Here is a 26,482-nt window from a genome sequence, read left to right as displayed (position 1 = left end):
ATGATACTTAATTAGAGAATACTTAATTTATTTAAATCTAGGAGCTTAACTATGGCTTTGATTGGTAAACCTAAACCAGACCCTACTTTGGAGTGGTTTCTTTCACATTGTCACATCCACAAGTACCCAGCCAAAAGCACCTTGATCCACGCTGGTGAAGACTCTGATACGCTTTATTACATCGTTAAAGGTTCAGTCGCCGTGCTGATCAAGGACGAAGAAGGTAAGGAAATGATATTGTCTTACCTAAACCAAGGCGACTTCATCGGTGAATTGGGCTTGTTTGAAGAACAAGCTGAGCGTACTGCTTGGGTACGTGCTAAACAAGCTTGTGAGATTGCTGAAATCTCTTACAAGAAATTTAAGCAGCTGATTCAAGTCAACCCTGAAATTTTAATGAAGTTGTCATCACAAATGGCTTACCGCTTACAAAGCACCAGCCAAAAAGTGGGTGACCTTGCATTCTTAGATGTTGCAGGCCGTATTGCTCAAACTTTGTTGCACCTAGCGAAGCAACCTGATGCCATGACGCACCCAGACGGTATGCAGATCAAGATCACGAGACAAGAAATTGGCCAAATTGTTGGTTGTTCACGTGAAACGGTAGGACGCATCTTAAAAATGCTTGAAGAACAAAACCTTATTCAAGCTCACGGTAAAACAATCGTGGTGTACGGCACGCGTTAATTTAAGGTTCAGCTTGTTTTAAGCCTAAATATTTAAAGTGGTGCTCAGTCATTCTGGTCACCACTTTTTTTGGGAGTAAAACATGAGTACGTCTTCAGGCCTTCTACTTAGCCTAAGCACACTTATCGTTAGCCAAAGTACAATTATTACTCCGTTAGAGCTTGAGCACGATCAGGCGCAAAAATTAGTGGCATCTGGTCAAATCAAGTCTCTTGATTACTCACTGAATTGGATTAACCAGTTTTGTAATGGCCAACTGGTCGACGCCAGACTCTATCAAAGTCTCGATAAATTACATTACAACCTGCAATTAAGAGTTAATGAAAATCAATTGATCGATATTAAACTCAATGCAGTCAATGGTATGCTAGAATCCATGACACAATTACCAAGTGAATGTACTCAAAATGAAACTGTTACTCGTTGAAGATAATCCACTTTTAGTCACTGAGCTTGAAAAGCAGCTAAAACAAGCAGGTTATGTCACTGACATTACTGATAAAGCCGTTGAAGCTGACTACCTCATAAAAGAAACTCAATACGATTGCGTTATCCTTGATATTGGCCTTCCTGATGGAAATGGCCTTAGCTTGGTGGAATCTTGGCGAGAACAAGGCATTATGACACCGGTAATCATGCTAACAGCGCGAAGCCAATGGCATGAAAAAGTCGAAGGTTTTAATGCTGGCGCCGATGACTACTTAGGCAAACCTTTCCATGCACAAGAGCTGCTCGCTCGCATTCAAGCACTTATTCACCGTGCTCATGGTCGTATGAATACCACATCGAACCAGCTCAGTTATGCTGGTGTCACCCTTGATGAAAACGAGCAAAAAGTCATTATTGGTGAAGATGAGTATGAGTTAACAGCAATGGAATTTAGATTATTGAAAATCTTTTTAATGTCACCTAAAAAGCTGTTATCTAAAGCGCAACTAACCGATAAGTTATATCAGTTCGACGATGAAAAAGAGAGTAACGTAGTTGAGGTTTATGTGACCCATTTACGTAAAAAACTCGGCAAAACAGCTATTGAAACCCGTCGTGGTCAAGGATATATCTTCCACGGTTTGACTGAATGATCTCCATTCGCTCTAAGCTCAGTCTTTGGCTTAGTGGCCTTATCATTGTTGGTACTGTCACTGGGCTGATATTATTTGAGTCTATGCTAAGAGAAGCTTTTCATGACTCCATAATCAATCGCTTAGAAGAAGACTTAGAACATATTATCTTAGCCACCAGTTTAGAAGACGGTGAGCTACTCATTGATAAAAGCCAACTCTCCAGCTTTTATAATCCAGCTTATTCAGGGCGTTATTATCAACTAAACCTGCCTGATAAAGTGATTCGCTCACGCTCACTGTGGGATGTTGAGCTCAATGTGAAATTATTAGAGGCCAATGCAACTCGCTCTTGGCAAGCCAAAGGTCCGAAGAATAATGATATTCAATTGTTATCTATTGCAATTGGTGCCCCTAATACAGACCTCACTGCCACACTGACCGTTGCCCAAGATTTAAGTATTGGTAGACGAGTATTCAGTGAAGTCTTTGGCGTTAAACTCGCGATTAATATTGCCATGCTGTTTTCAATGTTAGTCGGCATTATTCTCATTTTGCGTCAATCATTTAAGCCGGTAAAACAAGTGCAAGCTTCTTTAGCTAAGCTAAGAGATGGTGAAATTGATCGTCTTGAAGTCGATCAAATACCCCAAGAAATCATCCCGCTTGCAGAAACCTACAATGAATTACTGGACTATACATCTAAACAGATTGAACGCAGTCGAAACAACTTGGGCAACTTAAGCCATGGTTTAAAAACACCACTCGCCGTTATGCAACAACAGGTGGAGGCACTAGGGTTAAGCGACCCTGAAGCAGCTCAAGCAATGCAGCAGCAGTTAGACAGTATTAGACAAATGGTTGAACGTAAACTTGCTGCAGCCAGAGTCACTGGAGACATGCTTCCAGCAGCTCAAATGGCTGTCCCTAAAGATTTTGAAAGTCTGCTTTCAACACTTAATAAAGTCCATCATCATAAATCTATTCAAGCAACGATAGATAATCAGTCTAATACTCTGCGTATACCTATCCACCGCGAAGATGGCATGGAGTTGTTTGGTAACTTGCTTGATAACGCGTTTAAGTGGGCGCAGAGCAATGTAACTGTTCAGCTGTATAAGGATGAACAGCAAGTACAGTGCATTGTCATCTCAGATGATGGCCCAGGTGTGAAACAAGAAGAATTACAGCTATTAACCGATCGGGGAACTCGCCTCGATGAAGCAGTTATAGGTCATGGACTTGGATTATCAATTGTAAAAGAAATCTGCGAACAATATGGTTTTGAATTACGCTTCCATAACAGCCAAACACTGTCAGGTTTAGCTGTGCATATCAGGTTTACCAGTAACCAATTAACCTAAAGTACAGATATAAAAAAGGTCACATTATGTGACCTTTTTTGCTTGGCTAGTATGCAAACTTATTTTCAGCTTGCATAGCTTACTGAAATACCAACATGCTATTGAGCATTGGTACTTTCAAAGATTTTATCGGCAGAGGCCGCAACAAACCCAGTGTAAATCTCACCATTATCCATAGGGTAGCGTTTAGCAAATTCATAGAAGCAAGTTGGGATTTCCAGCTCACCATCAGAAAACTTAACTACCATCTTGTCAGCCATGGTCGATGACTGCTCAAGTAGTACCTCTTGAGAACCTTTTACTTCACCACCAGCACTATTTAATACAAAACCAGCATCTTTAAGCGATTGATTCACTGCAATGATATCGTCAAAATTTGGCAGATGATTAATCGACACGGTAAAGTGGTTCGCACGATAACCTAACGCAGCAACCCAAGCTGCATACTCACTTTCAGCTTGTAAAGCATGATAAGTGGCAATATCAACATCCCAATGACGGCCTGAATAGATGAAATTATCCGCGGTAGTCACACTTGCATCCATCTGCTCTACAAAGCCTTTAACTGCTGCTTGTAATTGAGGGCTAAACTCCTCGACTAAAAGCTCAGAAATAAACACTTTTGGCTGGGTTGGGTCAGGATGCTCAAAGTGTTTAGCAACCAGTTTTTTCTGCTCAAAATTGTAGTCGCCACAAGCCTTGTAGCCAATTGACAGAAAATGCTCAGCCAGCACAGCTAAATTGACTTTAGCAATATTGAATGTTCTTAGTGCGATATGGTCGTTAATGATCGGCGCACCTTGACCAAGCAGTTGGTGGATTTTTGCCGCTGAAGGCGTCATTTTAATATAGTCTTGCCATAACTCGGCAAAGAGCGAATTCACATCTGTATGCACGCTAAAACTCCTTGTAAAAATATGATGGACTACTAGTTTGACGCGTAGCCCAACAAGCTGCTGTTATAAGCTCAGACCTGGGCTTAAGTTTGCAGGTAAGCTCACGCTATCAGCTTCCATAGAAGCAACTGGGTAAGCACAATAATCGGCTGCGTAATAAGCACTCGCTCTGTGGTTACCTGAAGCACCAACACCACCAAATGGCGCAGCACCTGACGCACCAGTAATTTGCTTATTCCAATTGACAATACCTGCTCGGATGCGCGCTAAGAAGTAATCGTAGTCTTCACGGCTATCTGCTAATAAGCCAGCTGATAATCCATAACGAGTATCATTTGACAATTCAATAGCTTGATCAAAATCGCTGTAACGTACAACCTGTAGCAATGGACCGAAGTATTCTTCATCAGGTAGCTGTTCAATCGCAGTAACATCAATCAAACCTGGACTAACGAGACCTGTACCAGCTTGCATATGGGTTAATTCAATCAAAGGCTGGCCACCCAACTCAACTAAGTTTGTTTGTGCTGCCACCATGCCTTTAGCCGCGGCTTCAGAAATCATTGAACCCATGAAAGGCTGTGGTTGCGAATCCCAAGGGGCTACAACAATTTGTTTCACCGCTGCAACAAGCTGAGCAATTAATGCATCACCTTTCGCGCCTTGTTCAACATATAAGCGGCGTGCACAAGTACAACGCTGACCGGCAGAAATATATGCTGACTGAATGATGTCGTGAACCGCAGCTTTCGTGTCGGCAACATCTTTGATGATCAGTGGGTTATTACCCCCCATCTCTAATGCCAGAATCTTACCTGGGTGCCCTGCAAACTGCTCATGCAGAATATGCCCAGTGCGTGAGCTACCGGTAAAGAACAAACCATCAATTTGTGGATGAGAAGCGAGTGCTTTACCTGTTTCAACTTCACCTTGAACAAGGTTAATCACACCTGCTGGTAATCCAGCTTTTTCCCAGCACTTCAGCATTAACTCAGCCACTTTCGGGGTTAATTCTGATGGTTTAAATACCACAGTGTTACCCGCAATAAGCGCTGGCACAATATGGCCATTCGGTAAGTGACCAGGGAAGTTATATGGACCAAATACGGCAACGACACCATGTGGCTTGTGACGCAATACCGCACGGCCTGCTGGTAATTCGTTAGTTTCAGTGCCTGTACGTTTATCATATGATTGAATAGATAAACCAATTTTACCAATCATCGCACCAGCTTCAGTGGCAGTTTCCCATTGTGGCTTACCCGTTTCTTGGGCAATGGTTTCTGCAATTTCTGCTTTGTGGGCTTCTAGTTGATCACGATAAGCATTGATAATTGCTAAACGGCCTTCATGACCTAACATAAACCAGTCAAACTGGGCTTTGCGCGCCGCATCAACCGCTTGGTTAACTTGCTCAACCGTGGCGGTATTACCTTGCCAAATCACTTGCTGGTTAGCTGGATTGGTTGAACTTACACTATGGCCTTGCCCTGCAAGCCATTGTCCTTGAATAAATTGTGTCATGTTTCAATCTCCCTACATGGCTAATACACGAACTTGCTCACCCGCTTTCACTAACAGCGCATCGGCAATCTCTTGTGTAAGAGTGACACTGTCACTTTCTTCACAAATCAAGATTTTTGCTGAAGATGCACGGTAATCAGCCACTGAGGTATTAGATATAATAAAATGCTGATCCGTATGTGGCATTTTGCCAATATTGACGGTCAATAATCGGCTGTTTTTCACAGCGCGGATGTCAGTCAAGCTACATTCGACGGTGGGTCCGCCATCAAAAATATCAACATAGTTTCTGAACCTGAAACCTTCCGCTTCCAGTAAACGTAAAGCGGGTTTGGTATTTTTATGAACTTCACCAATCACTCGGCGAGCTTTAGACGGCAACATACATACGTAAACTGGGCTGCGAGGCATCATTTCTGCCATAAAAGCCTTTTTACCCAGTCCAGATAAATAGTCTGCTTCGACAAAGTCGATACCTAAAAAGTGCTTTTGTAACCACTCATAGAAAGGGGAATCGCCTTTATCATCACTTACACCACGCATTTCTGCGATGACGGTATGACCAAAACGAGCTTTGTGCTGTGCTAAGAATAAGAAGCGTGAGCGCGATAGCATGCGGCCGTTTCGACCTTTACGGTAACGATCTTTTAAAAACAGGGTGCACAGCTCAGCAGCGCCTGTGTAGTCATGGCATAAGGTTAAGGTTTCAACCTCATTACGCACTGATATTTGCTCTGAATAATAGACTTCTGTGCCTAACCGATAATGGTAAAAGGCATCTTCCATCCCTACTGCAGCTTCAATACCACAAGTCCCAACGACTTCATTTGTTTTGGTGTCTTCAAGCACCATCAGATAACCTTCATCCAACGGTGTGTCGACATTTTTAGTAAATGAAGCCTCTGCGCGCGCAATTTTTGAGCGTAGTAACTCTTCGTTCACAGGCAGTGAGGTAAAACCATGACCCGACTCAATTGCGATTGAGTGGAGAGCATCATAATCAGATGCTCGGATCGGACGTATGATTAACATTCATTTCTCCTAAGCGCATAACAAGCACTGTTTATGAGTACTTGTTATGCCATCCCAACATACAAAAATGCGCCGAATCTCGACGCATTTGATTTGTATTAACCAGCAACCACTTTAGCGACAGCACGCTCAAAACGCGCTAAGCCTTCAGTGATGTCTGCTTCAGGGATAACAAGAGAAGGAGTGAAACGGATGACATTGGCACCAGCAATCAGACTCATTAAGCCTTCAGCTACACTTGCTACCAGGAAATCACGGCTACGACCCGTGTACTTGTCATTCAATACCGCGCCCAAAAGTAAACCTTTACCACGGACTTCACTGAATACATCGTACTTGTCATTGATTTTGGTTAAACCATCACGGATGAGTTGCTCACGATGTTTCACACCTGCTAAAACCTCAGGTGTATTCACAACATCCATCACAGCATTACCAATGCTACATGCAAGTGGGTTACCACCATAGGTAGAACCGTGGGTACCAATTTTAAGGTGCGCAGCAATTTTTGCTGTGGTCAGCATTGCAGCGATTGGGAATCCACCACCTAACGCTTTCGCGCTAGTAAGGATATCAGGCTGAATGTCGGTACCCATGTAGGCAAATAGCTCACCAGTACGACCAACGCCAGTCTGTACTTCATCAAAAATCACAAGTGCATCATGCTTATCAGCTAATTCACGAACCGCTTTAAGGAACGCTGGGTCGGCATCAATAATGCCGCCTTCGCCTTGTAGTGGCTCTAACATGATGGCACAAGTTTTATCTGACACTGCAGCTTCTAATGCAGCAACATCATTAAATGGTAGATGTGTAACCGATTGCGGTTTAGGGCCAAAGCCATCAGAGTAAGCAGCTTGACCACCGACTGTGACAGTAAAGAATGTACGACCATGGAAGGCTTTATCAAATGCAATAATTTGATCTTTCTCTATACCATGGTTATCTAGCGCGTAACGACGAGCTAATTTAAGTGCTGCTTCGTTCGCTTCAGCTCCTGAGTTGGCAAAATATACACGCTCAGCAAAAGTGGCATTCACTAGCTTTGTCGCTAATGCTAATGCAGGCTCATTGGTCATGACATTTGAAAGGTGCCACAGTTTTTCACCTTGGTCTTTCAATGCAGACACTAAAGCAGGGTGACAGTGACCAAGACAATTAACCGCGATACCGCCAGCGAAATCGACAAACTCTGTGCCTTGTTGGTCCCAGACTCGGCTACCTTCGCCTTTTACTGGAATGACAGCTGCAGGCGCATAATTAGGCACCATGACTTCATCAAATTGGGCTCGAGTTAAGTTCATTTCAACACTCATCGCTTATAATCCTTAATTAGTTATTTGCGGCGTAAACGCTGCAATATCGGGTGTTTTCTTTTTATTCTGTTAGTGAAAAGACCCATGTTTATTTACCTAACAGGACATTATTAGCGAAAATGTGATCAAAATGCCAGTAATTGACATTTACCTTGTGGGTCTCATCTAGTTAATCTGAATAAAGATTGAAAAATACATGCAAACAAAGCGCTTATTTGGTGGATTTACAGCATAAATAGTCATAAAAAAACTTCGTTGCACTGTTTTTGTGTAGCTATTCACCGAAAATGCATAACTACACAGTTATAAGCTAACCAAAAGTACTAGGATATTTGTGTTGTGGTATTTAATTAGATGAGATCGACCTTACGATAATTTTGCGCTTTGAGGCGAATCAGCTCTTCAGGTAAGAACTGATAATAATCAGCCATTAAACGCTTTTCCTTATTATCAATGAGATTCTGTTCTTCTAATAGGCGCATCTTGGCATAACAACTTGCCTTTGCAATGACCGCAGCTTCAGCTGATAAGTCAGATAAGTTAAAGTGTTCATCGAGCTCTTTTAACACTTTAGTTAAGCGACTCTCTTCGAAATTCAATAAAGTGAGTAAACGCCAATTTAATTGCTGCCCTTGTTCGAGAACATGCTCAAGCACAGACTCAATAGGAAATTCTGTTGCCATAACGGCATCATGTACTTCCCGATTACCCTCCTCGCTAGCTTCACGTAACCAGTTACCCCATGTTTTAGAGAATATGCTAGCGCTATTATTGAGAATAACTGCTGAGCCAAATTGATTCATTAACGCACCGGTATAAACCAAACCTGTCGGTAGTCGATGCATTTCAGCTAAGGCTTTAGCAGCTATGGCCGTCATTATGCTGTAACGCCATAGCTTGCGGGTAGGCCAGGCTAAGTTGGCATTATTAGAAGGTAAACAATAACGTAAACTAAAATATGGAATGAGAAGGCGAAGGTTTTCAACACCAATATAGTTCAACACCAATTTAAGGTCTGTTACCTGAACATCTGCGGATTTAGGACGACGATGAGAAGACGCGGGGCTATTGATCAAGGTTGTTAAATCACGAGCTAACCAACTTAATCCACTCACTAGAGGTCTTAAACGAGCTAGGTTAGGATCTTTTTCTAGCACCATTTCCAGCACTAACATTTGCGACTCAGTTACATTCGAATTTGCGAGTACAAGTTCAGGGGATGCAAGCTCATGTTCAATGGCATTATTGACAGTGTTAGTCAGTTGCATCGATATTTGACGATAGGTAGCTTGAGCGTCAGCTTGCTTTTTTAACCTTTCATTAATCGCAATCCGCTCAATTTCCAATTTATTGGCGTCATCCGCAGCTTCAATAAACACCTTATCTGTAATGGTATCTTTGTTGCGTTTACCGACTATCATTTGTCGATAAAGCCTGCGTTCTATTTGGATGATTTTTCCCGGCTTTACTCCACCAGCTATCGACACTGCCACTCAAACGTCCTATTTGATCATTAAACCTACTGTAGAGTGTACCTTAAGCTCTTACACGATTGAACCAAGCAACACGTTAAATAACAAACTGATTAACGGTACGTTTTTCAAACAGACAGGCGCTGACTGTTTTATTTCTGCTCGCCAATAAAAAGGCTTCCCGAAGGAAGCCTTGATTTAACGATTACGGATTACTTGAGTTCTTGCTCAAACAACTTATAAATACGGCGGTATTCATCTAACCAACTTGATGGTTGCTTGAAACCATGAGGCTCTACTGGGTAGATTGCCGTTTCAAACATTGGTTTTTCAAGTTCAATCAATCGCTGCACTAGACGCACGCTGTCTTGGAAGAACACGTTGTCATCTAGTACACCACTCATGATTAATAGTGGTTTCTGTAGCCCTTCAGCGTGTTCAATTGGCGAGCTACGCTCATAAGCAATTGGATCTACATCAGGTTTATTAAGGATGTTTGAAGTGTACGGAGCATTATAATGAGCCCAGTCTGTCACAGGACGCAGCGCGGCACCAGCTTGGAATAACTCTGGCTCATTAAACAGTGCCATAAAGGTTAAGAAGCCACCATAAGAACCACCATAAGTGCCGACACGCTTAGTATCAACATTTGCATTGCTAGCCATCCAAGTCACGCCATCTTTAAGATCTTCCACTTCTGGATAACCCATGTTGCGATAAATGGCAGTACGCCAGTCACGGCCGTAACCTTTAGACCCTCTAAAATCCATATCCATCACAACATAACCTTGCTGAGCTAACATGTTGTGGAACATAAACTCTCTAAAGTAACCTGAGAAACCATAGTGAGCATTTTGCAAGTAACCAGCACCATGGTTAAAAATAACCGCAGGATACTTATCTGCTGAGTCAGCATCATAACCCTGTGGCAAATATACTCGCGCATATACGTCGCCTGCACCATGGTTTGATGGAACAGCCACTACTTGGGGGGCTTGCCAAGGATATTGCTTGAATGCTTTGCTAGTGTAATTGGTTAGCTGAGTCAGCTTGCCACCAATCGGTTGAACATATAATTCAGCTGGTTTAATTCTTGATGAAGCCGATAAAAGTAAATGCTGTTCATCTGGGCTAACAGTGTAATCTAAAGTCCCTTTCCAATCAGTAAGCTGCTCAATTTCAGCAGTATCAGTGGACACTCTAAAGACATTATAGATACCTGGATGAGATGGGTTTGCACGATAATATAAATGTTTACCATCGCGACTAGCAGTAACTTGGTCTACCACATACTTGCCATCAGTTAATGGCGTTACTTTGCCATTGGCATTTTTGACATAAAGCTGAGAATAACCCGATTGCTCAGATAAGTAATAGAAATTGCTAGAATTACCTAACCAGCCGTACTGGTTGAAAGTGTAGTTTACCCATGCCGTATCATGTAGGCGATGCTCAGTGGTTAAACTTCCCTTTTTCAGGTCAACACTTGCAATCCAACGGTCTTTATTATCAACGGCTTCCAACATTACTAATAAACTGTTTTCAGTCGGATGCCATTGAATTGCACTTTGGCTCCAGCCCCAGTCCTGCATAAGCTGGATTTTACGCACCTCTGATTCGCTGCGGTAAGTTTCACCTTTTGCTTTAGCATTTTCAGCTTTAACTTTCGCTAGCACATCTTCATCAAAGCCATCTAAACCTTCAATGGTAATGTCTTTTTGTTGATGCTCTTGTAAATCTAATAAAACAAAGCGGTGACCAGGGAAGTCATCTTCAGCCACACGCGCACGCGCAGGCACTGCGTCAACATAACCGTCTTTACCAAGGTAATCAGGCATAATGTCGTGCTCGCTGCGCCAACTATAACTCTTATCAATAAGTGCCATAAACACATATCGACCATCGGCAGACAGGCTCATTTTAGTGATCGACTCAGAGTCACCTAAATACCAAGTTTTCGAAGCAAAGCTTGGATCAGTAGCTGCAACTTCGTCTTTGAATGCCTGTTTTGCTTTAGCATTTTCATGTTGCATCGATACATAATTAATGAGGCGATGTTGTTGTTTAGCTAAATAGCTTTCTGGCTCATTAACACCTTTAGGAGCTTTCGACATACGAATATCGGCTATCTGCTCAACCATACCTGTATCTGCATGGATACGGTAAATATTATCCTTTAAGAAATAGGCAATATCACCGTTACTTAAAAAGCGAATATCAGAAATTTTGCCGTTGAGCTTAGTCAACTGTTGCACATCACCAGTCGCGAGTGTTTTTACAAACACATTGCCTTGATATAAATAGGCCTTTTTAGAGTGATCAGCATTGAATGAGCCAAAGCGTTGATCAGCTTGATGCAACTGGTTAATTGCTAGTTTTTGCGCCTTTGCACCATCATTTAAGCTTAACTGGTAATAATCTGTAATGGGAGCCTGATGTGCCTGACGCGCATAATAGATGGATTTACTGTCGTCAGCCCAATATTGCCCTTTAGCAAAAATGCCCATCCAATCTGGGTTAGCCATGATTTGATTTAAAGTTAATGCGGTTTCGGCTTGAGGAGGTTGAGCCAAGGGAACTTGAATAGCATTATCTTGCTTTACAGCTGTGCTAATTGTGGAACTCGGAGTGCTGTTACAGCCAGTAATCACAGCTAAAGAGAGCGCACTAATTGCAAAGTGTCGCATTAGCTTTTTCATGAATAATCCTTCCTGTGTCTATTATTTTTATAAGCAGTCTTTATATCACAACTTATACGCCAATTTCCTCAACAATATTAACCATATTTGTAACGAAATTAGCAGACACTTGAAACTTTCTGGGAATGATGAAATGGACTTACAACAGTAAGAAGTTTTTTAGCAAGTCTTGGCCTTGCTCAGATAGAATTGATTCAGGATGAAATTGAACACTAACTAATGGCATTGAGACATGATGCATTGCCATAATTTCTGTTCCATGAACAGGATCATCAAACCAAGCATCTAAGACAAAGTTTTGTGGGACTTGCTCAAGCACTAAGGAGTGATAACGCGTTACCCTTAAGGGATGATTAAGCTTTGCAAAAATACTATTGTTGTTGTGATTGATAAAACTCGTTTTACCATGCATCACACGCTTCGCTCTAACCACTTCTGCACCGAACACTTGGCCAATAGCTTGATGACCAAGACAAACACCCAAAATCGGAATACGGCCAGCGAATGCTTCAATCGCCGCTAATGATATGCCAGCTTCATTTGGAGTACAGGGGCCTGGAGAAATCACAATGTGACTTGGGGATAGCGCTTCGATATCTTGCAATGAAATCTGATCGTTACGTTTGACTAAGACGGTTTGTCCCAGCTCCTGTAAGTACTGGACAAGATTAAACGTAAACGAATCATAATTATCAATCACTAGCAGCATATATTACCTGTTATAACCACAAATTTAGGCAATAAAAAACCAGCCTTATGACTGGTTTTCTCTCAACACACAAAAGTTATTTCACTAACGTTAAGTGGCTTTTGCGTTTCGACTTATCAACTTCAGTTGCTTTGCTATCAGCCTTAGGTGCTGGCTCAGATTTTTCAGTATCTGTGGATTGCGGTACCGACGTTAATGACTCACTGTCATCTTCAGCCGCGTAAGCTTCTTCCATATCAAATACTGTACCTGCACCGTTTTCACGAGCATAAATAGCAACAATAGATGCCATTGGTAGATACACTTGATGCGGCACACCACCAAAGCGGGCGTTAAATTGCACGGCATCATTGTTCATTTGTAAATTACCCACAGCACCCGATGCGATGTTTAAAACAATTTGGCCATCTTTGACAAATTGTTGAGGTACTTCCGCCCCTTTCACAAAAGCATCCACAACAACATGAGGCGTAAAGTGGTTATCCATTAACCACTCATAGTAAGCACGCAACAAATATGGACGATTAGGTGTTAATGGTTTCATTACATACCCATGCGCATTTCGCGCTCAACCTCAGTTAATGAAGCTTTGAATGATTCACGCTCAAAAATGCGTGTCATGTAAGCATTAATATCTTGAGATGTACGCATATCTAGGTTGATACCTAGCTCAGGTAAACGCCATAACAATGGACCTAGATAACAATCTGCTAGACCAAACTCTTCACTCATGAAGTAAGGCATTTCTGCAAATACTGGCGCTAATGCCACTAAGCTTTCAGTTAGCTCTTTACGCGCTTCTTCTACACGGTCTCCTTTACGGATACGGTCAACAAGCACATACCAGTCAGTGTCAATACGGTGCATCATCAAACGGCTTTGGCCACGAGATACTGGGTAAACAGGCATTAATGGTGGATGTGGGAAACGCTCATCCAAGTATTCCATAATAATGCGAGATTCATATAAAACTAACTCACGGTCAACGAGTGTTGGTACTGAGTTATATGGATTTACTTCAAGTAAATCTTCAGGCATCTCACTTGGGTCTACCTGCAATACATCAACAGTTACCCCTTTTTCAGCCAGTACGATACGTACTTGATGGCTATACAAATCATCGGCACCAGAAAACAGTGTCATGATAGAGCGTTTGTTGGCAGCAACAGCCATTGATACCCTCCAGAATCTAAAAAATACAAAACAAACGAGGGGCAGAGCCCCCCGTTTACACTATGCGGATAATGTATTCTACCCGTTATTGATGGCTAGTGTACATCTTTCCAGTACTCTTTCTTCAAGAAATATGAGATCACGAAGAAAATGAAGAGGAAACCAAGTACCCACCAGCCCATAGCTTCACGCTCTAATTTTACTGGGTCAGCAGAATATACGAGGAAACCAGTAATATCACGTACTGCTTGGTCATACTCTTCGGCATTTAATTTACCACCTGTTGCCGCTTCAAGACCTACCAGCTTTTGTACTTCAACGCCATTCTCATTTACGGTTTCGTAGATTGGTGTTGAAAGACCTTGTAAGTCTTGTAGTACATGCGGCATACCCACTAATGGGAACACTGAGTTATTCGTACCGAAAGGACGACTCTCATCTGTATAAAAACCTTTCAGATATGAATATACCCAATCTGCACCACGAACACGTGCAACCAACGTTAAGTCAGGGGCTGCTGCACCAAACCATTTTGCAGCATCCTCAGCTGGAATGGCATTTTCCATCAGCTCGCCAATTTTAGCGTCAGTGAACATATACTTATTACGCATATCTTCGACTGAGATACCAAGATCTTCAGCAACACGGCCGTAACGCTGATACTGAGTGCTGTGACAGCCACTACAATATTGTTGGAACAAACCAAGACCACGCTCTAGTGACTCATTGTCATGTAGGTTTATCGCTTGCTCAGGACTCTTAACAAATTCATTGTTGCCACCTGCCGCTATTGCTAGCGTTGGTAACAATGCAACTAATGCAATTAATAACTTTTTCATTAGTGTGTCACCCTCGTTGGCACTTCTTTAGTCTTCTCGCTTTTACTGTAAACCCACAGCGCAACGAAGAATGCAAAATAAGTGAAAGTGAAAATACGTGCCGCAATAGTTAACGTTGGTGTAGCTGGTACTGCACCTAAGTAACCAAGCACAAGGAATGAAACAGTAAACTGTGCAATGTTGATCTTATGGATCAGACCACGGTAACGAATAGATTTAACGTTACAACGATCTAGCCAAGGCAAGATGAACAGTACTGCAATTGCTAAGCCCATCGCCACAACACCTAATAACTTATCAGGTACAGCACGTAAGATGGCGTAGAATGGTGTGAAGTACCATACTGGCGCAATATGCTCTGGCGTCTTCATCGGGTTAGCAGCTTCGAAGTTTGGCTTCTCTAGGAAGTAACCACCACCTTCAGGCATGAAGAACAACACATAACAAAATACGATTAAGAAGCCCGCTACACCCATGATGTCTTTCACTGTGTAGTAAGGGTGGAATGGAATGCCATCTACTGGCCAACCATTTTCATCTTTATTCTTCTTAATTTCGATACCATCTGGGTTGTTTGAACCTACTTCATGCAGCGCAATCAAATGTAGGAATACAAGCACAACTAACACTAATGGTAATGCAATCACGTGCAGTGCGAAGAAACGATTCAACGTCGCACCAGATACAACATAGTCACCACGGATCCACAATGTTAGGTCATCACCAATAAATGGAATCGCACCGAACAATGAGATAATTACCTGTGCACCCCAGTAAGACATTTGTCCCCAAGGCAGTAGGTAACCCATGAATGCTTCAGCCATCAACACGAGGAAGATAAGCATACCGAACAACCAAAGTAACTCTCTTGGTTTTTGGTAAGAACCATAAATAAGACCACGGAACATGTGCAAATAAACAACCACGAAGAAGGCGGATGCCCCAGTGGAGTGCATGTAACGCAGTAACCAACCGTATTCAACATCACGCATGATGTATTCAATCGACGCAAATGCGCCTTCTGCAGTCGGTACGTAGTTCATTGTTAACCAAATACCAGTTAACAATTGGTTGACGAGTACTAGTAGGGCTAGCGAGCCAAAAAAGTACCAAAAGTTGAAGTTTTTAGGTGTTGCGTATTGGCCAACATGACGGTTGTAAGTTGCCGTCATTGGGATGCGAGCATCAATCCAATCAATTACATTCTTAACCATTATGCTTCTCCCTTATCGACACCGATTAATACGGTATTGTCATCCACATATTGATGAGGTGGAACGACAAGGTTCAATGGTGCAGGTACACCAGAGAATACTCGACCAGCCATATCAAATTTAGAACCATGACAAGGACAGAAGAAACCGGCAGTGACACCTTGAACTTGCTCACCAAACGAATCTGGTAAGTAAGTAGGTGAACAACCTAAGTGAGTACAAATACCCACGGCAATGAAAAACTCAGGCTTGATTGAACGTGCCGCATTTTTAGCATATTCAGGCTGTTGCTCTTCATTTGAATCAGGATCGCGTAACTGACCATCTAAGCCTTTAAGCTCAGAAAGCACAGCATCTGTACGACGTACAACCCAGACAGGCTTTCCGCGCCATTCAACACGAATTAACTGACCTGGTTCAACTTTATTAATATTTACTTCTACCGGTGCTCCTGCAGCTTTTGCCTTGGCGCTAGGGTTCCATGACTTTATAAACGGAACCGCTACAGCGACGGCTCCAGCACCACCGACTACGGCGGTGGCGGCTGTCAAGAATCTGCGACGTCCGGTATCGACTGGCGCATTGCTCATCCACTTATCTCCCAAAGGGTGTTGGAATTTTTATAATTCAATGTTTTAGCAGTGAAAATCAGTAACTAGCTAAAAACATAGTTTGAGGCGGGGCTCATTATAGCGAAAAACTAGAGGCAGATCATAGTTAAAATACACAACTAAGTTGAGGATATTACCTGTTTTTTTAATTTTTGCGGCCAAACAGTGACATCAAGCTACAACTTCACAACATAACCTTGCAGAATAAAATCAATAAAGCACTGAACCATAAGCTTTTTTAAGTATGACATTGGTTGCTAATATAGTTAACAGCACTATTTCAATAAAAATTGATTTTTTTTGATTTTAGCTAAATCTGTTTGTGAATATTTGTATATCACAGGCATAAAAAAGCTCGGTATTAAACCGAGCTTTTTTGAATTGGAATAAATAGCTATTTGCCTTCCATCGTCTTCATGTATTTAAAGAAGTCACTGTCAGGCTCAAGCACCATGATATCACCGCTACCAGAGAAGCTTTCTTTGTATGCTTCTAGGCTGCGAAGAAAACCATAAAACTCAGCGTCTTTATTAAATGCATCAGCATAAATTTTAGCAGCTGACGCATCACCCTCACCTCGAACGGTAAGTGCTTTACGCTCAGCTTCTGCTATTTTAATCGTCACATCTGCATCAATGGTTGCGCGGATAATTTCAGCTTGCTCACGACCTTGTGCACGATGCTCACGAGCAACCGCTTGACGCTCTGCACGCATACGCTGGAAGATACTGTTACTGACGTTTGAAGGCAGGTTAATTTGCTTCACACGTACGTCAACGACTTCAACACCTAAATTTGATGCACTTTCCGACGCATTTTCTAACGCATCAGTTTGCAGTTCATCACGCTTACCAGAGACAATTTCACGAATCGTACGTCGACCAAACTCAGTACGTAAATCGTTATTGATTTTATCTTGTAGTAAACGCTCAGCGTTTTCTTTTACACCACCGTTGGTAGCAAGATAGTAGGTTTCAAAATCTTTGATGCGCCACTTAACATAAGAGTCGACCATTAAGTCTTTTTTCTCTGATGTTACGAAGCGGTCAGCTGCACCATCTAAGGTTTGGATACGCGCATCTAAATAACGCGGCTTATCAATCATAGGAATTTTAAAGTGAAGTCCAGGACCGAATACACGCGTCACTTCTTCACCATCCACGATATCTTTAGCCACTTTACCAAAGCGAGATACAATTGCACGTTCGCCTTCATTAACAACCATCAATGAAGAGAATCCCACACCAAGTAGAGCAATAATCACAATTAAGCTAATACGACCCATGATTAATCCCTCCCTTGACGAGCACGTTCTTCACGAGACATTCTGCCATCGGTTGGCATGCGCGTGAACGAGTTGCTATTAGTTGTAGCAGAGTTGGAATTAATGTGTCTTTCCACTTCTGGTTCCTCTTGAGCTTGATTGCTACGAGAAGAATCCATCAGTTTATCAAGCGGTAAATACATTAAGTTGCCATTGTTTTTCGTATCAATAAGCACTTTATTGGTGTCACTCATCACTTCTTGCATTGCATCTAAATACAAACGCTTACGAGTCACTTCTGGCGATTGCTGATACTCAGGAAGTAATAGCTCAAAGCGGGCGACTTGACCTTGTGCCTCTAGGGTTACACGCTGCATGTATGCACTTGCTTGTTGCGCCATACGTTCAACTTGACCACGAGCTTTAGGTTCAATTTCACGAGCATAGGCTTCTGCTTCACGAATGAAACGTTGTTCGTCCTCTTGCGCAGAAATGGCATCATCAAATGCATCTTTCACTTCTTCAGGTGGACGCGCTGGCAGGAAGTTGACATCGCGAATTTGAATACCAAGCTTATAAGGTTCAATAATACGCTCAAGCTCACGCCATGTATCACGGCGAATAGCATCACGACCCGTAGTCAAGATGTCATCCATATTGTTGTGACCAATCACAAAGCGGAAAGCACTATCTGTCGCTTCACTTAAACTTGCATTCGCATCAACAGCGCTGAACAAGTATGAATACGCATCATTCACACTGTATTGCACAACTAATTCAACTTTAACTAAGTTTTCATCAGAAGTTAGCATGCTGCCAGAAGCTGGCAATGAGCGATAAGTTTCTACATCAACAGGGTAAACTTCATCAATGAAGGTTGCTTTCCAGTGAAGACCTGGGCCTACTTCACCAATAAATTGACCAAAACGCAGTTGCACACCACGCTCCGCTTCTTTAATGGTATATAAGCCAGAAAGACCCCATATGATCAGCGCAACAACAGCAATGGCAATGAAAGCGCCAGAACTAAACGGTTGACCTGAAGACGAGTTACCGCCTTTGCCGCCAAAGCGTTTTGAAAAGTTACGAAATACTTCGTCAAGATCAGGTGGTCCCTTATCGTTACCACTTTTGTTTCCCCAAGGATCTTTATTACCCTTGTTACCGGGCTCATTCCAAGCCATCTAGCACTCCAAGTTGGATGAAAAAAAGAGTTTAATTTGTGTCATCTATTTCTGGTGATTCAAAAACAAATGACGCTAACTCGCCTTGACTCTGTTTAGTCAATCGGCGCCAATCGGCATCCGAAACTCGAACAGATAAAATACAGTTCCCCAGATCGTCATATTCTTTCTGCTGTATTGCATCCAGCCGATAAAATTGGCCGAGATAATGTCCAGCTGTTGCTGGAATTTTTAGTGTTAACTCATGAATCACCTTACCGATTAATTCGGTAATGGCTTGTAACAGTAAATCAAAGCCCTGGCGCTGTTGCGCTGAAACCCACACGCGTTCAGGTTTACCGTTTTCACCATAATCAATACGTGGCGAAAAATCTTCTAGTAAATCTATTTTATTACATACGACCAACTGGGTGATATCACCTGCACCAATTTCATCTAATACCAATTGAACTTGGTCAAAGTTGTCACTCATGTTGTCATCTGCACAATCAACAATATGCAATAAAATTTCTGACTGTTGAGTTTCTTGTAACGTTGCTTTAAATGCTGCAACTAAATCATGAGGTAAATGACGAATAAACCCTACTGTGTCAGCAAGAATAATTTCACCATCAGGCAAAGATAACTTACGTAACGTAGTATCCAACGTCGCAAAAAGCTGATCAGCCGCGTAAACATCAGATGTCGTGAGCGCGTTAAATAACGTTGATTTACCCGCATTAGTATATCCGACTAGGGATACTGTGGCTAAATCACTACGTTTACGTGCGCGTCGACTCTGTTCACGTTGCTTATCAACTTTTTCTAAACGGCGATTAATATTCTTAATACGCCCACGCAGTAATCGTCTGTCGGTCTCTAACTGGGTTTCCCCAGGACCGCGCATACCAATACCGCCTTTTTGACGCTCAAGGTGAGTCCAACCTCTAATTAGGCGAGTCGACATGTGGCGCAATTGCGCTAGCTCCACTTGCAACTTACCCTCATGGGTACGGGCTCTTTGAGCAAAAATATCTAGAATTAATGTTGTTCTATCTAACACCCTACACTGACATACAGCTTCAAGGTTTCTCTCTTGAGCTGGACTCAGTGCATGGTTAAAAATAACAACATTGGCTTCTGTGGCAGCGACCAATGCTGCAAGTTCTTCAGTTTTACCTGTGCCGATAAAGAACTTGCGGTCGGGTGAGCGCCTACTACCAGTCACCACGCCTACAGCGCGGGCACCAGCAGATTCAACCAGTAATTGTAATTCGACTACATCTTCACGACGTTCATCGTCAGAAAAGTCAACATGAACAAGTACTGCGGTCTCACCGGCTTCATAACGCTCAAACAAAAAGCGATTTCCTTTTTAATTATTACTCTGCGCTTCCGGCATCATCACCTTGTGCATTGGCACCTTGATGATTAGATACATTAAACGGACGAGCAGGCACAACTGTAGAAATAGCGTGCTTGTAAACCATTTGGCTTACAGTATTTTTTAATAAAATGACAAACTGATCGAATGATTCAACTTGTCCTTGTAGCTTGATACCGTTCACCAAGTAGATTGAAACAGGTACGCGCTCACGACGCAAAGCGTTCAAAAATGGGTCTTGTAAAGATTGCCCCTTAGCCATTTCTAATATCCTTTTCTTAAAATTATCAATTCACGTTTTATTGTTTAGTTTTAGTATTATACAGCACTCACTAATATGCTAGTGGCTTTGGCGCATAAGTGTAACTAAATTCTCACTTGCACCGCTTTCTAGCCAAATTAACTCTGGCCAACCTCTAAGCCATGTTAATTGACGTTTGGCTAATTGCCTAGTCGCAGCGGTACCCTTTTCGACCATAGTCGAATAGTCATACTCACCATCTAAATATTGCCAACACTGTCTATAACCTACACAGCGCATAGATGGCATATCAATATGTAAATCACTTCTTGCTTTTAACTGCTCCACTTCAGCAACAAATCCTTGCTTAAGCATTAACTTAAAACGTTTGGCAATTAACTCATGTAACACTTTTCTATCGGATGGTGCAATAGCAAACTGCACGACATCATACGGTAAAGCAGGTGCTTTTGACTGAGTGAGCTCAGTCATGGTTTTACCCGATATTCTATAGACTTCTAATGCTCTTGAAAGCCTTTGCGGATCGTTAGGGTGTATTCTTTCAGCAGCAACAGGATCAATATCACAAAGTTGCTGATGTAAGGCCTGCCAACCATGTTGCTCTGCTTCGTCTGCGATTTGTGCACGCACAGCTTCATCAGCACTCGGTAGTGGTGATAAACCTTCAAGTAAGGCCTTAAAATACATCATAGTACCACCTACAAGCAGTGGTGTTTTCCCTTTTGCAAGAATCACTTCAATCTCTTGCAGTGCATCTCGCCTAAAATCGGCAGCAGAGTAGCTCTCACTTGGATCTAAAATATCAATTAGGCGATGAGGTGCTTGTGCTAACTCATCGACTGTCGGTTTAGCTGAACCAATATCCATACCACGGTAAATCAGCGCGGAGTCCACCGAAATAATTTCACAATTATGCTGCTTAGCCATTTCTATGGCCAATGCGGTTTTACCGGAAGCAGTGGGTCCCATCAAAAAAATGACTTTGGGTTTACTGTTGCTGTTCACAGGTTTGCTCTTGTATCCAATTCTGCCAAGGTATATGTATCGCGCTTTGCACTAATTGCAGTTGTGTATCGTTATCTAATTGACAATACTTTTGCCAAATAGTTTGCGCAGATTCGAATTTCTCACTAGCCAATGGCGCAATCCAGTGAGCAATCGCTTCATCAGACGGTTCTTCTAGTGCTATCCACTGGAGTAGCTCAGGCATAACACTTGCTAAATGGGTATCTCTTATATATTGGGGCACTTTTTTAATAATCAACTGCTGATAACGAATAGCAAGTTCAATACCCAATTTTTTCAGTAAAATGGAACGTTGTTCAATCAGTGCTTGCCAATCACTATCTGCTTTAATTGATACCGGCATGAGCAAAGGTTGCCCAACTAAACCATTACTTAGCTTAGCTAATATTTCTGACTTTATGGTGACAGTAGCGACTTTAGAGATGGCGAGTAGCGACAATGAGTTTTGCTTAACCATTACCCAATATTGTCCATCTAAGACGTTAGGCATGTTGACTGTAGATTGAGATAAACCCGTTGAATTCAATGGTTGCTCTTCAACATATGACGAGTTGCTCTGGGCTGAAGTCGTTGATAATAATTGACCATAACTGGCAATAGCAGTCTTTGACACAGCTTGAGGTTGGCCGTATTGGTAACCAGTTTTCCCAGCACCACCAGAAACATCAGTATTCTGTGACCCTGCAGCAGCGGTATGGTTTGAGTCTACTGGTTGACTCGTTTGTTGGGTGTAACCTGATGAAGAACCATCTGGTATCCGCATACGTCCATACTGACTATGACTGTTAAATCCACCTGAGCTTACAACAGCATCATCTCGCGATTGGATTGATGGATCAGCACTGTCATTTCTGACTTCACTCTGGCTAAAAACATTTTGGCTAACACTGCTATGACTAACATCAGCTTGACTAGAACCAGGGCCAGCATAATTAGCCTTAGTAGCTTCAGAATGAAGACCATGCTCAGCAATGAGTGGTTGCTGTTCTTGATGGTTTACCTGTGCTAATACAGATTGTAGCGCTTGTAAAATATAGTCGTGAACATACCTAGCTTGGTGGAATCTGACCTCATGCTTAGCTGGATGTACATTAACGTCAACTTGATGAGGATCCAATGTCAGCTTCAACACATACGAAGGTTGAATTTCAAAGCCAAATTCATTGAATGCTTGTTTTACAGCATGATTAACTAGGCGATCACGTACCAAGCGGCCATTAACGTAAAAATAGTGCACACCTGAATACACACTATCAAAAGGCGATTGTAAATAACCACTTAACTCTAACCCATCATGCTCACAGCTCACGGATAAAGCTTGCTCTGCAAAACTTTTTCCACAAACCTGCCCAATACGTTGCTGCAATTGGATGTTAGTGTTGGCTGGACGATACTGCCTAATGCGCTTGCCATTGTGGCTTAATATGAAATGAATATCGGTTCGCGCTAAAGCGATGCGTTTTAGCCACTCATCAATATGGGTAAACTCTGTTTTATCGCTCTTTAAAAAACGCCTTCTTGCGGGAGTGTTGAAAAATAAATCAGCCACTTCAATAGTCGTTCCCACAGGGTGAGCCGCAGGCACCACCTTCACCGCCATTTGAGAACCTTCAGCATAAGCCTGCCAAGCTTCTGTCTGTTCAGCAGTTCTAGATGTCAACGATAAGCGAGATACAGAGCTAACACTGGCTAATGCCTCGCCACGAAAGCCGAAACTGAGAATAGCCTCTAAGTCATCTAGTGTATGAACTTTGGATGTTGCATGGCGCGACAAAGCGAGTGAGAGATCTTCTTTGACAATTCCATTGCCATTGTCACGAATACGGATGAGCTTACTGCCACCTCTTTCAATATCAATTTCCACTTTACTGGCACCAGCATCCAAGCTATTTTCCACCAGTTCTTTTACTACAGAAGCGGGCCTTTCTACCACTTCACCTGCCGCGATTTGGTTAGCAAGTTGTGGCGGTAACAGTTCAATGGCCATGGCTAAGCTCTCGGAATTATCAGTTTTTGGCCAATTTTAAGCATATCAGACTTTAGATTATTGGCCTTTTTCAAATTAGTCACACTTACTTGGTATCGCTGTGCAATCACAGACAAAGATTCGCCACGTTTGACACTGTGCTTAATATTAGATTGCTTGGCTAATAAGGTCCCCGTGGGAGGGTTAGTCTGGAAATAACGTAGCACCCCCCTATGGATCGCCTTCGCGACACGCTCCTGATGATTACCATCTTTCAACTGGCGCTCTTCTTTCGGATTAGAAATAAAACCAGTTTCAATCAAAATTGAAGGTATATCGGGTGACTTTAACACAGCTAAACTTGCCGCTTCTGGGGCTTTCTTGTGTAAATGAGTCACATCATCCAAATCACGCAAAATATCCTTGGCGATATCATTACTGACCACCATAGAGTTATTTTTCTGCATATCAATAAGGGTTTGAACAAGATACTTTTCTACATCTGAATTTTGAATAATATCGCCTACACCACCGAGTAACTCGGAATGTTTTTCTTTTTGCTCCAGCATGCGACCCAGTTCAGAATCTGCACGGCGCATTGATAATACCCATACAGAAGCCCCTCGAGGTTGAGGCGTAGTAAATGCATCGGCATGGATTGACAGCAACAGATCCGCGCGGCTCTTACGAGCAATTTCTGAGCGGCGATTTAAATCGACAAAGTAATCCCCTGTACGGGTCATCACCGCTTGCATACCTGGCGTTTGATTAATTAATCGCTCAAGTCTTTTCGAAATAGCCAGTACCACTTTCTTCTCATACATTCCGGTGGGGCCGATTGAACCAGGATCTTCACCACCATGACCGGCATCGATGGCAACAATGATGTCTCTGGCTGAATCACTGGTCGATTTACGCACCGTTTTGGATGGTGAATTACCACCTTCAGCATCATTTAAATCAACGACAAGTCGATTACCATAAGGGGCCGTGGGTGGCAAAGTAAAGAGGTTTGATTGAACAGGTTTGGTCAAATCAAGCACCAAACGGAGTGTCCCTTTTTTGGGTGGTTTACTCAGACGAATTCGTTTAATTAGCTTACTGTTATTCTCTATTTTTTTTAGATCAATTTTAGAACTAGTTTGTTTGACATCAACCACCAACCGATAAGGCTCAGTCAATGTAAAATAGGTATATTCAGGACCGTTGGACATATCAAAAACAACACGTGTCGTATCAGGAGCGGCCCAAATACGCACACTGTCCAATCTATTTGCCGCACTGGCCTGTGTTGTCATCAACAAGCCAAGCAATACAACACAAAATACAAAGAAGCGCTTTATAATCATTATTATCTTAATTTGCTCACAATAGTTTGACCTGCTTCTGACACAGGTTTAATTGTTATCTGTCTTTGTTGATCTTTATAACTGATATATATCTCTAAGTCAGCTTTGGGAATGAGCCCATGACCATTATTAGGCCATTCTACTAGGCATATTGAATTATCGGTAAAATAATCACGTATCCCCATAAACTCTAATTCTTCTGGGTCTGCAACGCGATATAAATCAAAATGAAAGACTTCGCCTATCTCAAGTTCATAAGGCTCAACCAACGCATAAGTCGGGCTTTTTACAGCGCCTTGGTGCCCGAGACTGCGAATCACCCCGCGACTAAATGTCGTTTTACCTGCACCTAAATCGCCTGATAAATAAATCACAGTAGGCGTTGTTAGATGTTGTGCAATTTGCTGCCCTAACGCGACGGTTGCAGATTCATTCTCTAGGTTGGATTCATAAACTGTCATAATTACTGCCAAAGCAAAGTTAATACTTGTTGATACTAAACCGTTTAATATACCAGAACAATGTTAACAACTCCCACTGACAACAGTGTAAATAAACCAAAAAAAACCAGCATGCATGCTGGTTTTTTATTCAAAATTGTGGATTTTAAATATCATCCATCCGCATGGCGCTATGAACAAGGCGTTTTTGCTGGGTACGCGCGACAGTCACTAAATCAGTTAAGGCCCCGGTAATTTCATTCGTCGCACAGTTTGTTGCCGTTTTTTCTAACAGGTCAATTAAACGATTTTCTAAATCAAGATGAAGTTCCAACACCTCTTCTTCAGACATGTTTGCTGGTAGGGTTGTATTTTCACAACGCTTAGCAAAGTCCTCAAACACCACATCTTTAAACCAAGTGTCCAAAATACGCTTGGGAGCATCATCAATATACCGTATTAGGGTGTCATGGATGTGCTGTTCATGCTGCTGAAAATACTCCAACATAAGCTTCACACGAGACGAGTCAGCATTTCGGTGTAAACGGCTATACAATTTCCCCATACTCAATCTACATTCGGCAATATATTCAAGAAGCTCGCTTAATTGTTGAATTCGCATGTCATCACTCCAAGGTGGTCAATCAGAAGATACTTAACGCATTATCATTGATTTGCCAGCGCTTTAATTTGAACAGGTTCAAATTTTGAGCGTCACGCAGTAAATACTTTATAAATTGCTAATAGAACACAAGATTGAAAAGATGAAATCTATCGAAAAGCTTTTTAAAGGGGAAATGTGAAAATACAGCGAAAAGAGATTTGGAGCGACCCATGCTGTCATTAATAGAGGTTCGAACCGATGACGCTTTTTACTAAACTAATTGGCTTGGCAAGGTTTCGCTCTAATAACTGAGCTAATATCGCATTTGAATATTGTAGACTAGCAATGAGAGAGTTTGGAGCGACATATCGGGTTCGAACCGATGACCTAAACCTTGGCAAGGTTTCGCTCTACCAACTGAGCTAAT

25 protein-coding genes are annotated in these 26,482 nt (G+C 42.2%); 4 read left to right on the top strand and 21 right to left on the bottom strand.

The features are described 5' to 3' along the window. Nucleotides 1-51 precede the first annotated feature (51 nt). From crp to ACHUGF_RS08525, 4 genes are all read left to right on the top strand, one after another. Entirely contained in the window at nucleotides 52-687 is a 636-nt protein-coding gene (gene crp, locus ACHUGF_RS08540; protein ID WP_011864391.1) for a cAMP-activated global transcriptional regulator CRP, read from the top strand. An 82-nt stretch (nucleotides 688-769) separates the two neighbouring features. Next, entirely contained in the window at nucleotides 770-1,114 is a 345-nt protein-coding gene (locus ACHUGF_RS08535) for a hypothetical protein (protein ID WP_394130399.1), read from the top strand. Next, the gene (locus ACHUGF_RS08530; protein WP_394130397.1) at nucleotides 1,095-1,769 is read left to right on the top strand and encodes a response regulator transcription factor; all 675 of its coding nucleotides are present in this window, start codon (nucleotides 1,095-1,097) and stop codon (nucleotides 1,767-1,769) included. Before ACHUGF_RS08535 ends, ACHUGF_RS08530 begins: the two co-directional genes overlap by 20 nt. Beyond that, the gene (locus tag ACHUGF_RS08525; RefSeq protein WP_394130395.1) at nucleotides 1,766-3,112 is read left to right on the top strand and encodes an ATP-binding protein; all 1,347 of its coding nucleotides are present in this window, start codon (nucleotides 1,766-1,768) and stop codon (nucleotides 3,110-3,112) included. The genes ACHUGF_RS08530 and ACHUGF_RS08525 overlap by 4 nt, the downstream gene beginning before the upstream one ends. Nucleotides 3,113-3,210: 98 nt before the next feature. Here the strand turns inward: ACHUGF_RS08525 and ACHUGF_RS08520 are convergent, their stop codons facing one another. The 21 genes from ACHUGF_RS08520 to ACHUGF_RS08420 form a co-directional block, all read right to left on the bottom strand. Beyond that, nucleotides 3,211-4,008 (bottom strand): DUF1338 domain-containing protein, encoded by a 798-nt coding sequence (locus ACHUGF_RS08520; RefSeq protein ID WP_394130393.1) that lies wholly within the window; start codon nucleotides 4,006-4,008, stop codon nucleotides 3,211-3,213. Nucleotides 4,009-4,071: 63 nt separating this feature from the next. Beyond that, the gene (gene astD / locus ACHUGF_RS08515; protein ID WP_394130392.1) at nucleotides 4,072-5,532 is read right to left on the bottom strand and encodes a succinylglutamate-semialdehyde dehydrogenase; all 1,461 of its coding nucleotides are present in this window, start codon (nucleotides 5,530-5,532) and stop codon (nucleotides 4,072-4,074) included. Between the two features lie 12 nt (nucleotides 5,533-5,544). Beyond that, complete coding sequence (gene astA / locus ACHUGF_RS08510) at nucleotides 5,545-6,564, bottom strand: arginine N-succinyltransferase (protein ID WP_394130390.1); 1,020 nt, start codon at nucleotides 6,562-6,564, stop codon at nucleotides 5,545-5,547. A 98-nt stretch (nucleotides 6,565-6,662) separates the two neighbouring features. Next, the gene (locus ACHUGF_RS08505) at nucleotides 6,663-7,880 is read right to left on the bottom strand and encodes an aspartate aminotransferase family protein (protein WP_394130389.1); all 1,218 of its coding nucleotides are present in this window, start codon (nucleotides 7,878-7,880) and stop codon (nucleotides 6,663-6,665) included. A 350-nt stretch (nucleotides 7,881-8,230) separates the two neighbouring features. Then, on the bottom strand, nucleotides 8,231-9,373 hold the full coding sequence (locus tag ACHUGF_RS08500) for an HDOD domain-containing protein (protein WP_394130387.1): 1,143 nt from the start codon (nucleotides 9,371-9,373) through the stop codon (nucleotides 8,231-8,233). Nucleotides 9,374-9,564: 191 nt separating this feature from the next. Beyond that, the gene (locus ACHUGF_RS08495; RefSeq protein WP_394130386.1) at nucleotides 9,565-12,051 is read right to left on the bottom strand and encodes a S9 family peptidase; all 2,487 of its coding nucleotides are present in this window, start codon (nucleotides 12,049-12,051) and stop codon (nucleotides 9,565-9,567) included. 139 nt (nucleotides 12,052-12,190) lie between these two features. Beyond that, a complete protein-coding gene (locus ACHUGF_RS08490) occupies nucleotides 12,191-12,760 on the bottom strand; it encodes an anthranilate synthase component II (RefSeq protein ID WP_394130384.1) in 570 nt (189 codons plus the stop codon). A gap of 76 nt (nucleotides 12,761-12,836) precedes the next feature. Continuing rightward, on the bottom strand, nucleotides 12,837-13,304 hold the full coding sequence (locus ACHUGF_RS08485; RefSeq protein WP_394130383.1) for a ClpXP protease specificity-enhancing factor: 468 nt from the start codon (nucleotides 13,302-13,304) through the stop codon (nucleotides 12,837-12,839). Then, the gene (gene sspA, locus ACHUGF_RS08480; RefSeq protein WP_394130381.1) at nucleotides 13,304-13,933 is read right to left on the bottom strand and encodes a stringent starvation protein SspA; all 630 of its coding nucleotides are present in this window, start codon (nucleotides 13,931-13,933) and stop codon (nucleotides 13,304-13,306) included. Before sspA ends, ACHUGF_RS08485 begins: the two co-directional genes overlap by 1 nt. A 95-nt stretch (nucleotides 13,934-14,028) precedes the next feature. Beyond that, nucleotides 14,029-14,772, bottom strand: a complete 744-nt coding sequence (locus ACHUGF_RS08475; RefSeq protein WP_394130379.1) for a cytochrome c1 — start codon at nucleotides 14,770-14,772, stop codon at nucleotides 14,029-14,031. Further along, complete coding sequence (locus tag ACHUGF_RS08470; RefSeq protein WP_394130377.1) at nucleotides 14,772-15,986, bottom strand: cytochrome b; 1,215 nt, start codon at nucleotides 15,984-15,986, stop codon at nucleotides 14,772-14,774. The genes ACHUGF_RS08475 and ACHUGF_RS08470 overlap by 1 nt, the downstream gene beginning before the upstream one ends. Next, nucleotides 15,986-16,576 carry a ubiquinol-cytochrome c reductase iron-sulfur subunit gene (petA, locus tag ACHUGF_RS08465; protein WP_394130375.1) on the bottom strand — a complete coding sequence of 197 codons (591 nt, stop codon included), beginning with the start codon at nucleotides 16,574-16,576 and terminating at the stop codon, nucleotides 15,986-15,988. The genes ACHUGF_RS08470 and petA overlap by 1 nt, the downstream gene beginning before the upstream one ends. Nucleotides 16,577-16,991: 415 nt before the next feature. Next, entirely contained in the window at nucleotides 16,992-17,882 is an 891-nt protein-coding gene (gene hflC, locus ACHUGF_RS08460) for a protease modulator HflC (RefSeq protein WP_394130374.1), read from the bottom strand. 2 nt (nucleotides 17,883-17,884) lie between these two features. Next, on the bottom strand, nucleotides 17,885-19,045 hold the full coding sequence (gene hflK / locus ACHUGF_RS08455) for an FtsH protease activity modulator HflK (RefSeq protein WP_394130373.1): 1,161 nt from the start codon (nucleotides 19,043-19,045) through the stop codon (nucleotides 17,885-17,887). A 31-nt stretch (nucleotides 19,046-19,076) separates the two neighbouring features. Beyond that, nucleotides 19,077-20,384, bottom strand: coding sequence for a ribosome rescue GTPase HflX (gene hflX / locus ACHUGF_RS08450; protein WP_394130371.1), 1,308 nt, complete (start codon nucleotides 20,382-20,384; stop codon nucleotides 19,077-19,079). A 22-nt stretch (nucleotides 20,385-20,406) separates the two neighbouring features. Further along, the gene (gene hfq / locus ACHUGF_RS08445) at nucleotides 20,407-20,670 is read right to left on the bottom strand and encodes an RNA chaperone Hfq (RefSeq protein ID WP_394130369.1); all 264 of its coding nucleotides are present in this window, start codon (nucleotides 20,668-20,670) and stop codon (nucleotides 20,407-20,409) included. A 78-nt stretch (nucleotides 20,671-20,748) separates the two neighbouring features. Beyond that, nucleotides 20,749-21,675 (bottom strand): tRNA (adenosine(37)-N6)-dimethylallyltransferase MiaA, encoded by a 927-nt coding sequence (gene miaA, locus ACHUGF_RS08440; RefSeq protein ID WP_394130367.1) that lies wholly within the window; start codon nucleotides 21,673-21,675, stop codon nucleotides 20,749-20,751. Further along, on the bottom strand, nucleotides 21,659-23,683 hold the full coding sequence (gene mutL, locus ACHUGF_RS08435) for a DNA mismatch repair endonuclease MutL (protein ID WP_394130366.1): 2,025 nt from the start codon (nucleotides 23,681-23,683) through the stop codon (nucleotides 21,659-21,661). Before mutL ends, miaA begins: the two co-directional genes overlap by 17 nt. Nucleotides 23,684-23,685: 2 nt before the next feature. After that, on the bottom strand, nucleotides 23,686-25,011 hold the full coding sequence (locus tag ACHUGF_RS08430; RefSeq protein ID WP_394130364.1) for an N-acetylmuramoyl-L-alanine amidase: 1,326 nt from the start codon (nucleotides 25,009-25,011) through the stop codon (nucleotides 23,686-23,688). A gap of 2 nt (nucleotides 25,012-25,013) precedes the next feature. Further along, nucleotides 25,014-25,472 (bottom strand): tRNA (adenosine(37)-N6)-threonylcarbamoyltransferase complex ATPase subunit type 1 TsaE, encoded by a 459-nt coding sequence (tsaE, locus tag ACHUGF_RS08425; RefSeq protein ID WP_394130363.1) that lies wholly within the window; start codon nucleotides 25,470-25,472, stop codon nucleotides 25,014-25,016. Between the two features lie 145 nt (nucleotides 25,473-25,617). Continuing rightward, a complete protein-coding gene (locus ACHUGF_RS08420; RefSeq protein WP_394130361.1) occupies nucleotides 25,618-26,073 on the bottom strand; it encodes a hypothetical protein in 456 nt (151 codons plus the stop codon). Nucleotides 26,074-26,482 lie beyond the last annotated feature (409 nt).

This window comes from Shewanella maritima, from assembly GCF_043643735.1.
GTDB lineage: Bacteria > Pseudomonadota > Gammaproteobacteria > Enterobacterales > Shewanellaceae > Shewanella > Shewanella maritima_A.
Note: the sequence above shows the minus strand (reverse complement) of the source record. Positions and strands in the feature narration are given on the sequence as shown.

Bases quoted from the DNA above. Each gene is read 5' to 3' on its own strand.
- crp (WP_011864391.1), top strand. From the start codon at position 52: ATGGCTTTGATTGGTAAACCTAAACCAGACCCTACTTTGGAGTGGTTT.
- ACHUGF_RS08535 (WP_394130399.1), top strand. From the start codon at position 770: ATGAGTACGTCTTCAGGCCTTCTACTTAGCCTAAGCACACTTATCGTT.
- ACHUGF_RS08530 (WP_394130397.1), top strand. From the start codon at position 1,095: ATGAAACTGTTACTCGTTGAAGATAATCCACTTTTAGTCACTGAGCTT.
- ACHUGF_RS08525 (WP_394130395.1), top strand. From the start codon at position 1,766: ATGATCTCCATTCGCTCTAAGCTCAGTCTTTGGCTTAGTGGCCTTATC.
- astD (WP_394130392.1), bottom strand. From the start codon at position 5,532: ATGACACAATTTATTCAAGGACAATGGCTTGCAGGGCAAGGCCATAGT.
- astA (WP_394130390.1), bottom strand. From the start codon at position 6,564: ATGTTAATCATACGTCCGATCCGAGCATCTGATTATGATGCTCTCCAC.
- ACHUGF_RS08505 (WP_394130389.1), bottom strand. From the start codon at position 7,880: ATGAGTGTTGAAATGAACTTAACTCGAGCCCAATTTGATGAAGTCATG.
- ACHUGF_RS08495 (WP_394130386.1), bottom strand. From the start codon at position 12,051: ATGAAAAAGCTAATGCGACACTTTGCAATTAGTGCGCTCTCTTTAGCT.
- ACHUGF_RS08490 (WP_394130384.1), bottom strand. From the start codon at position 12,760: ATGCTGCTAGTGATTGATAATTATGATTCGTTTACGTTTAATCTTGTC.
- ACHUGF_RS08485 (WP_394130383.1), bottom strand. From the start codon at position 13,304: ATGAAACCATTAACACCTAATCGTCCATATTTGTTGCGTGCTTACTAT.
- sspA (WP_394130381.1), bottom strand. From the start codon at position 13,933: ATGGCTGTTGCTGCCAACAAACGCTCTATCATGACACTGTTTTCTGGT.
- ACHUGF_RS08475 (WP_394130379.1), bottom strand. From the start codon at position 14,772: ATGAAAAAGTTATTAATTGCATTAGTTGCATTGTTACCAACGCTAGCA.
- ACHUGF_RS08470 (WP_394130377.1), bottom strand. From the start codon at position 15,986: ATGGTTAAGAATGTAATTGATTGGATTGATGCTCGCATCCCAATGACG.
- petA (WP_394130375.1), bottom strand. From the start codon at position 16,576: ATGAGCAATGCGCCAGTCGATACCGGACGTCGCAGATTCTTGACAGCC.
- hflC (WP_394130374.1), bottom strand. From the start codon at position 17,882: ATGGGTCGTATTAGCTTAATTGTGATTATTGCTCTACTTGGTGTGGGA.
- hflK (WP_394130373.1), bottom strand. From the start codon at position 19,045: ATGGCTTGGAATGAGCCCGGTAACAAGGGTAATAAAGATCCTTGGGGA.
- hfq (WP_394130369.1), bottom strand. From the start codon at position 20,670: ATGGCTAAGGGGCAATCTTTACAAGACCCATTTTTGAACGCTTTGCGT.
- mutL (WP_394130366.1), bottom strand. From the start codon at position 23,683: ATGGCCATTGAACTGTTACCGCCACAACTTGCTAACCAAATCGCGGCA.
- ACHUGF_RS08430 (WP_394130364.1), bottom strand. From the start codon at position 25,011: ATGATTATAAAGCGCTTCTTTGTATTTTGTGTTGTATTGCTTGGCTTG.
- tsaE (WP_394130363.1), bottom strand. From the start codon at position 25,472: ATGACAGTTTATGAATCCAACCTAGAGAATGAATCTGCAACCGTCGCG.
- ACHUGF_RS08420 (WP_394130361.1), bottom strand. From the start codon at position 26,073: ATGCGAATTCAACAATTAAGCGAGCTTCTTGAATATATTGCCGAATGT.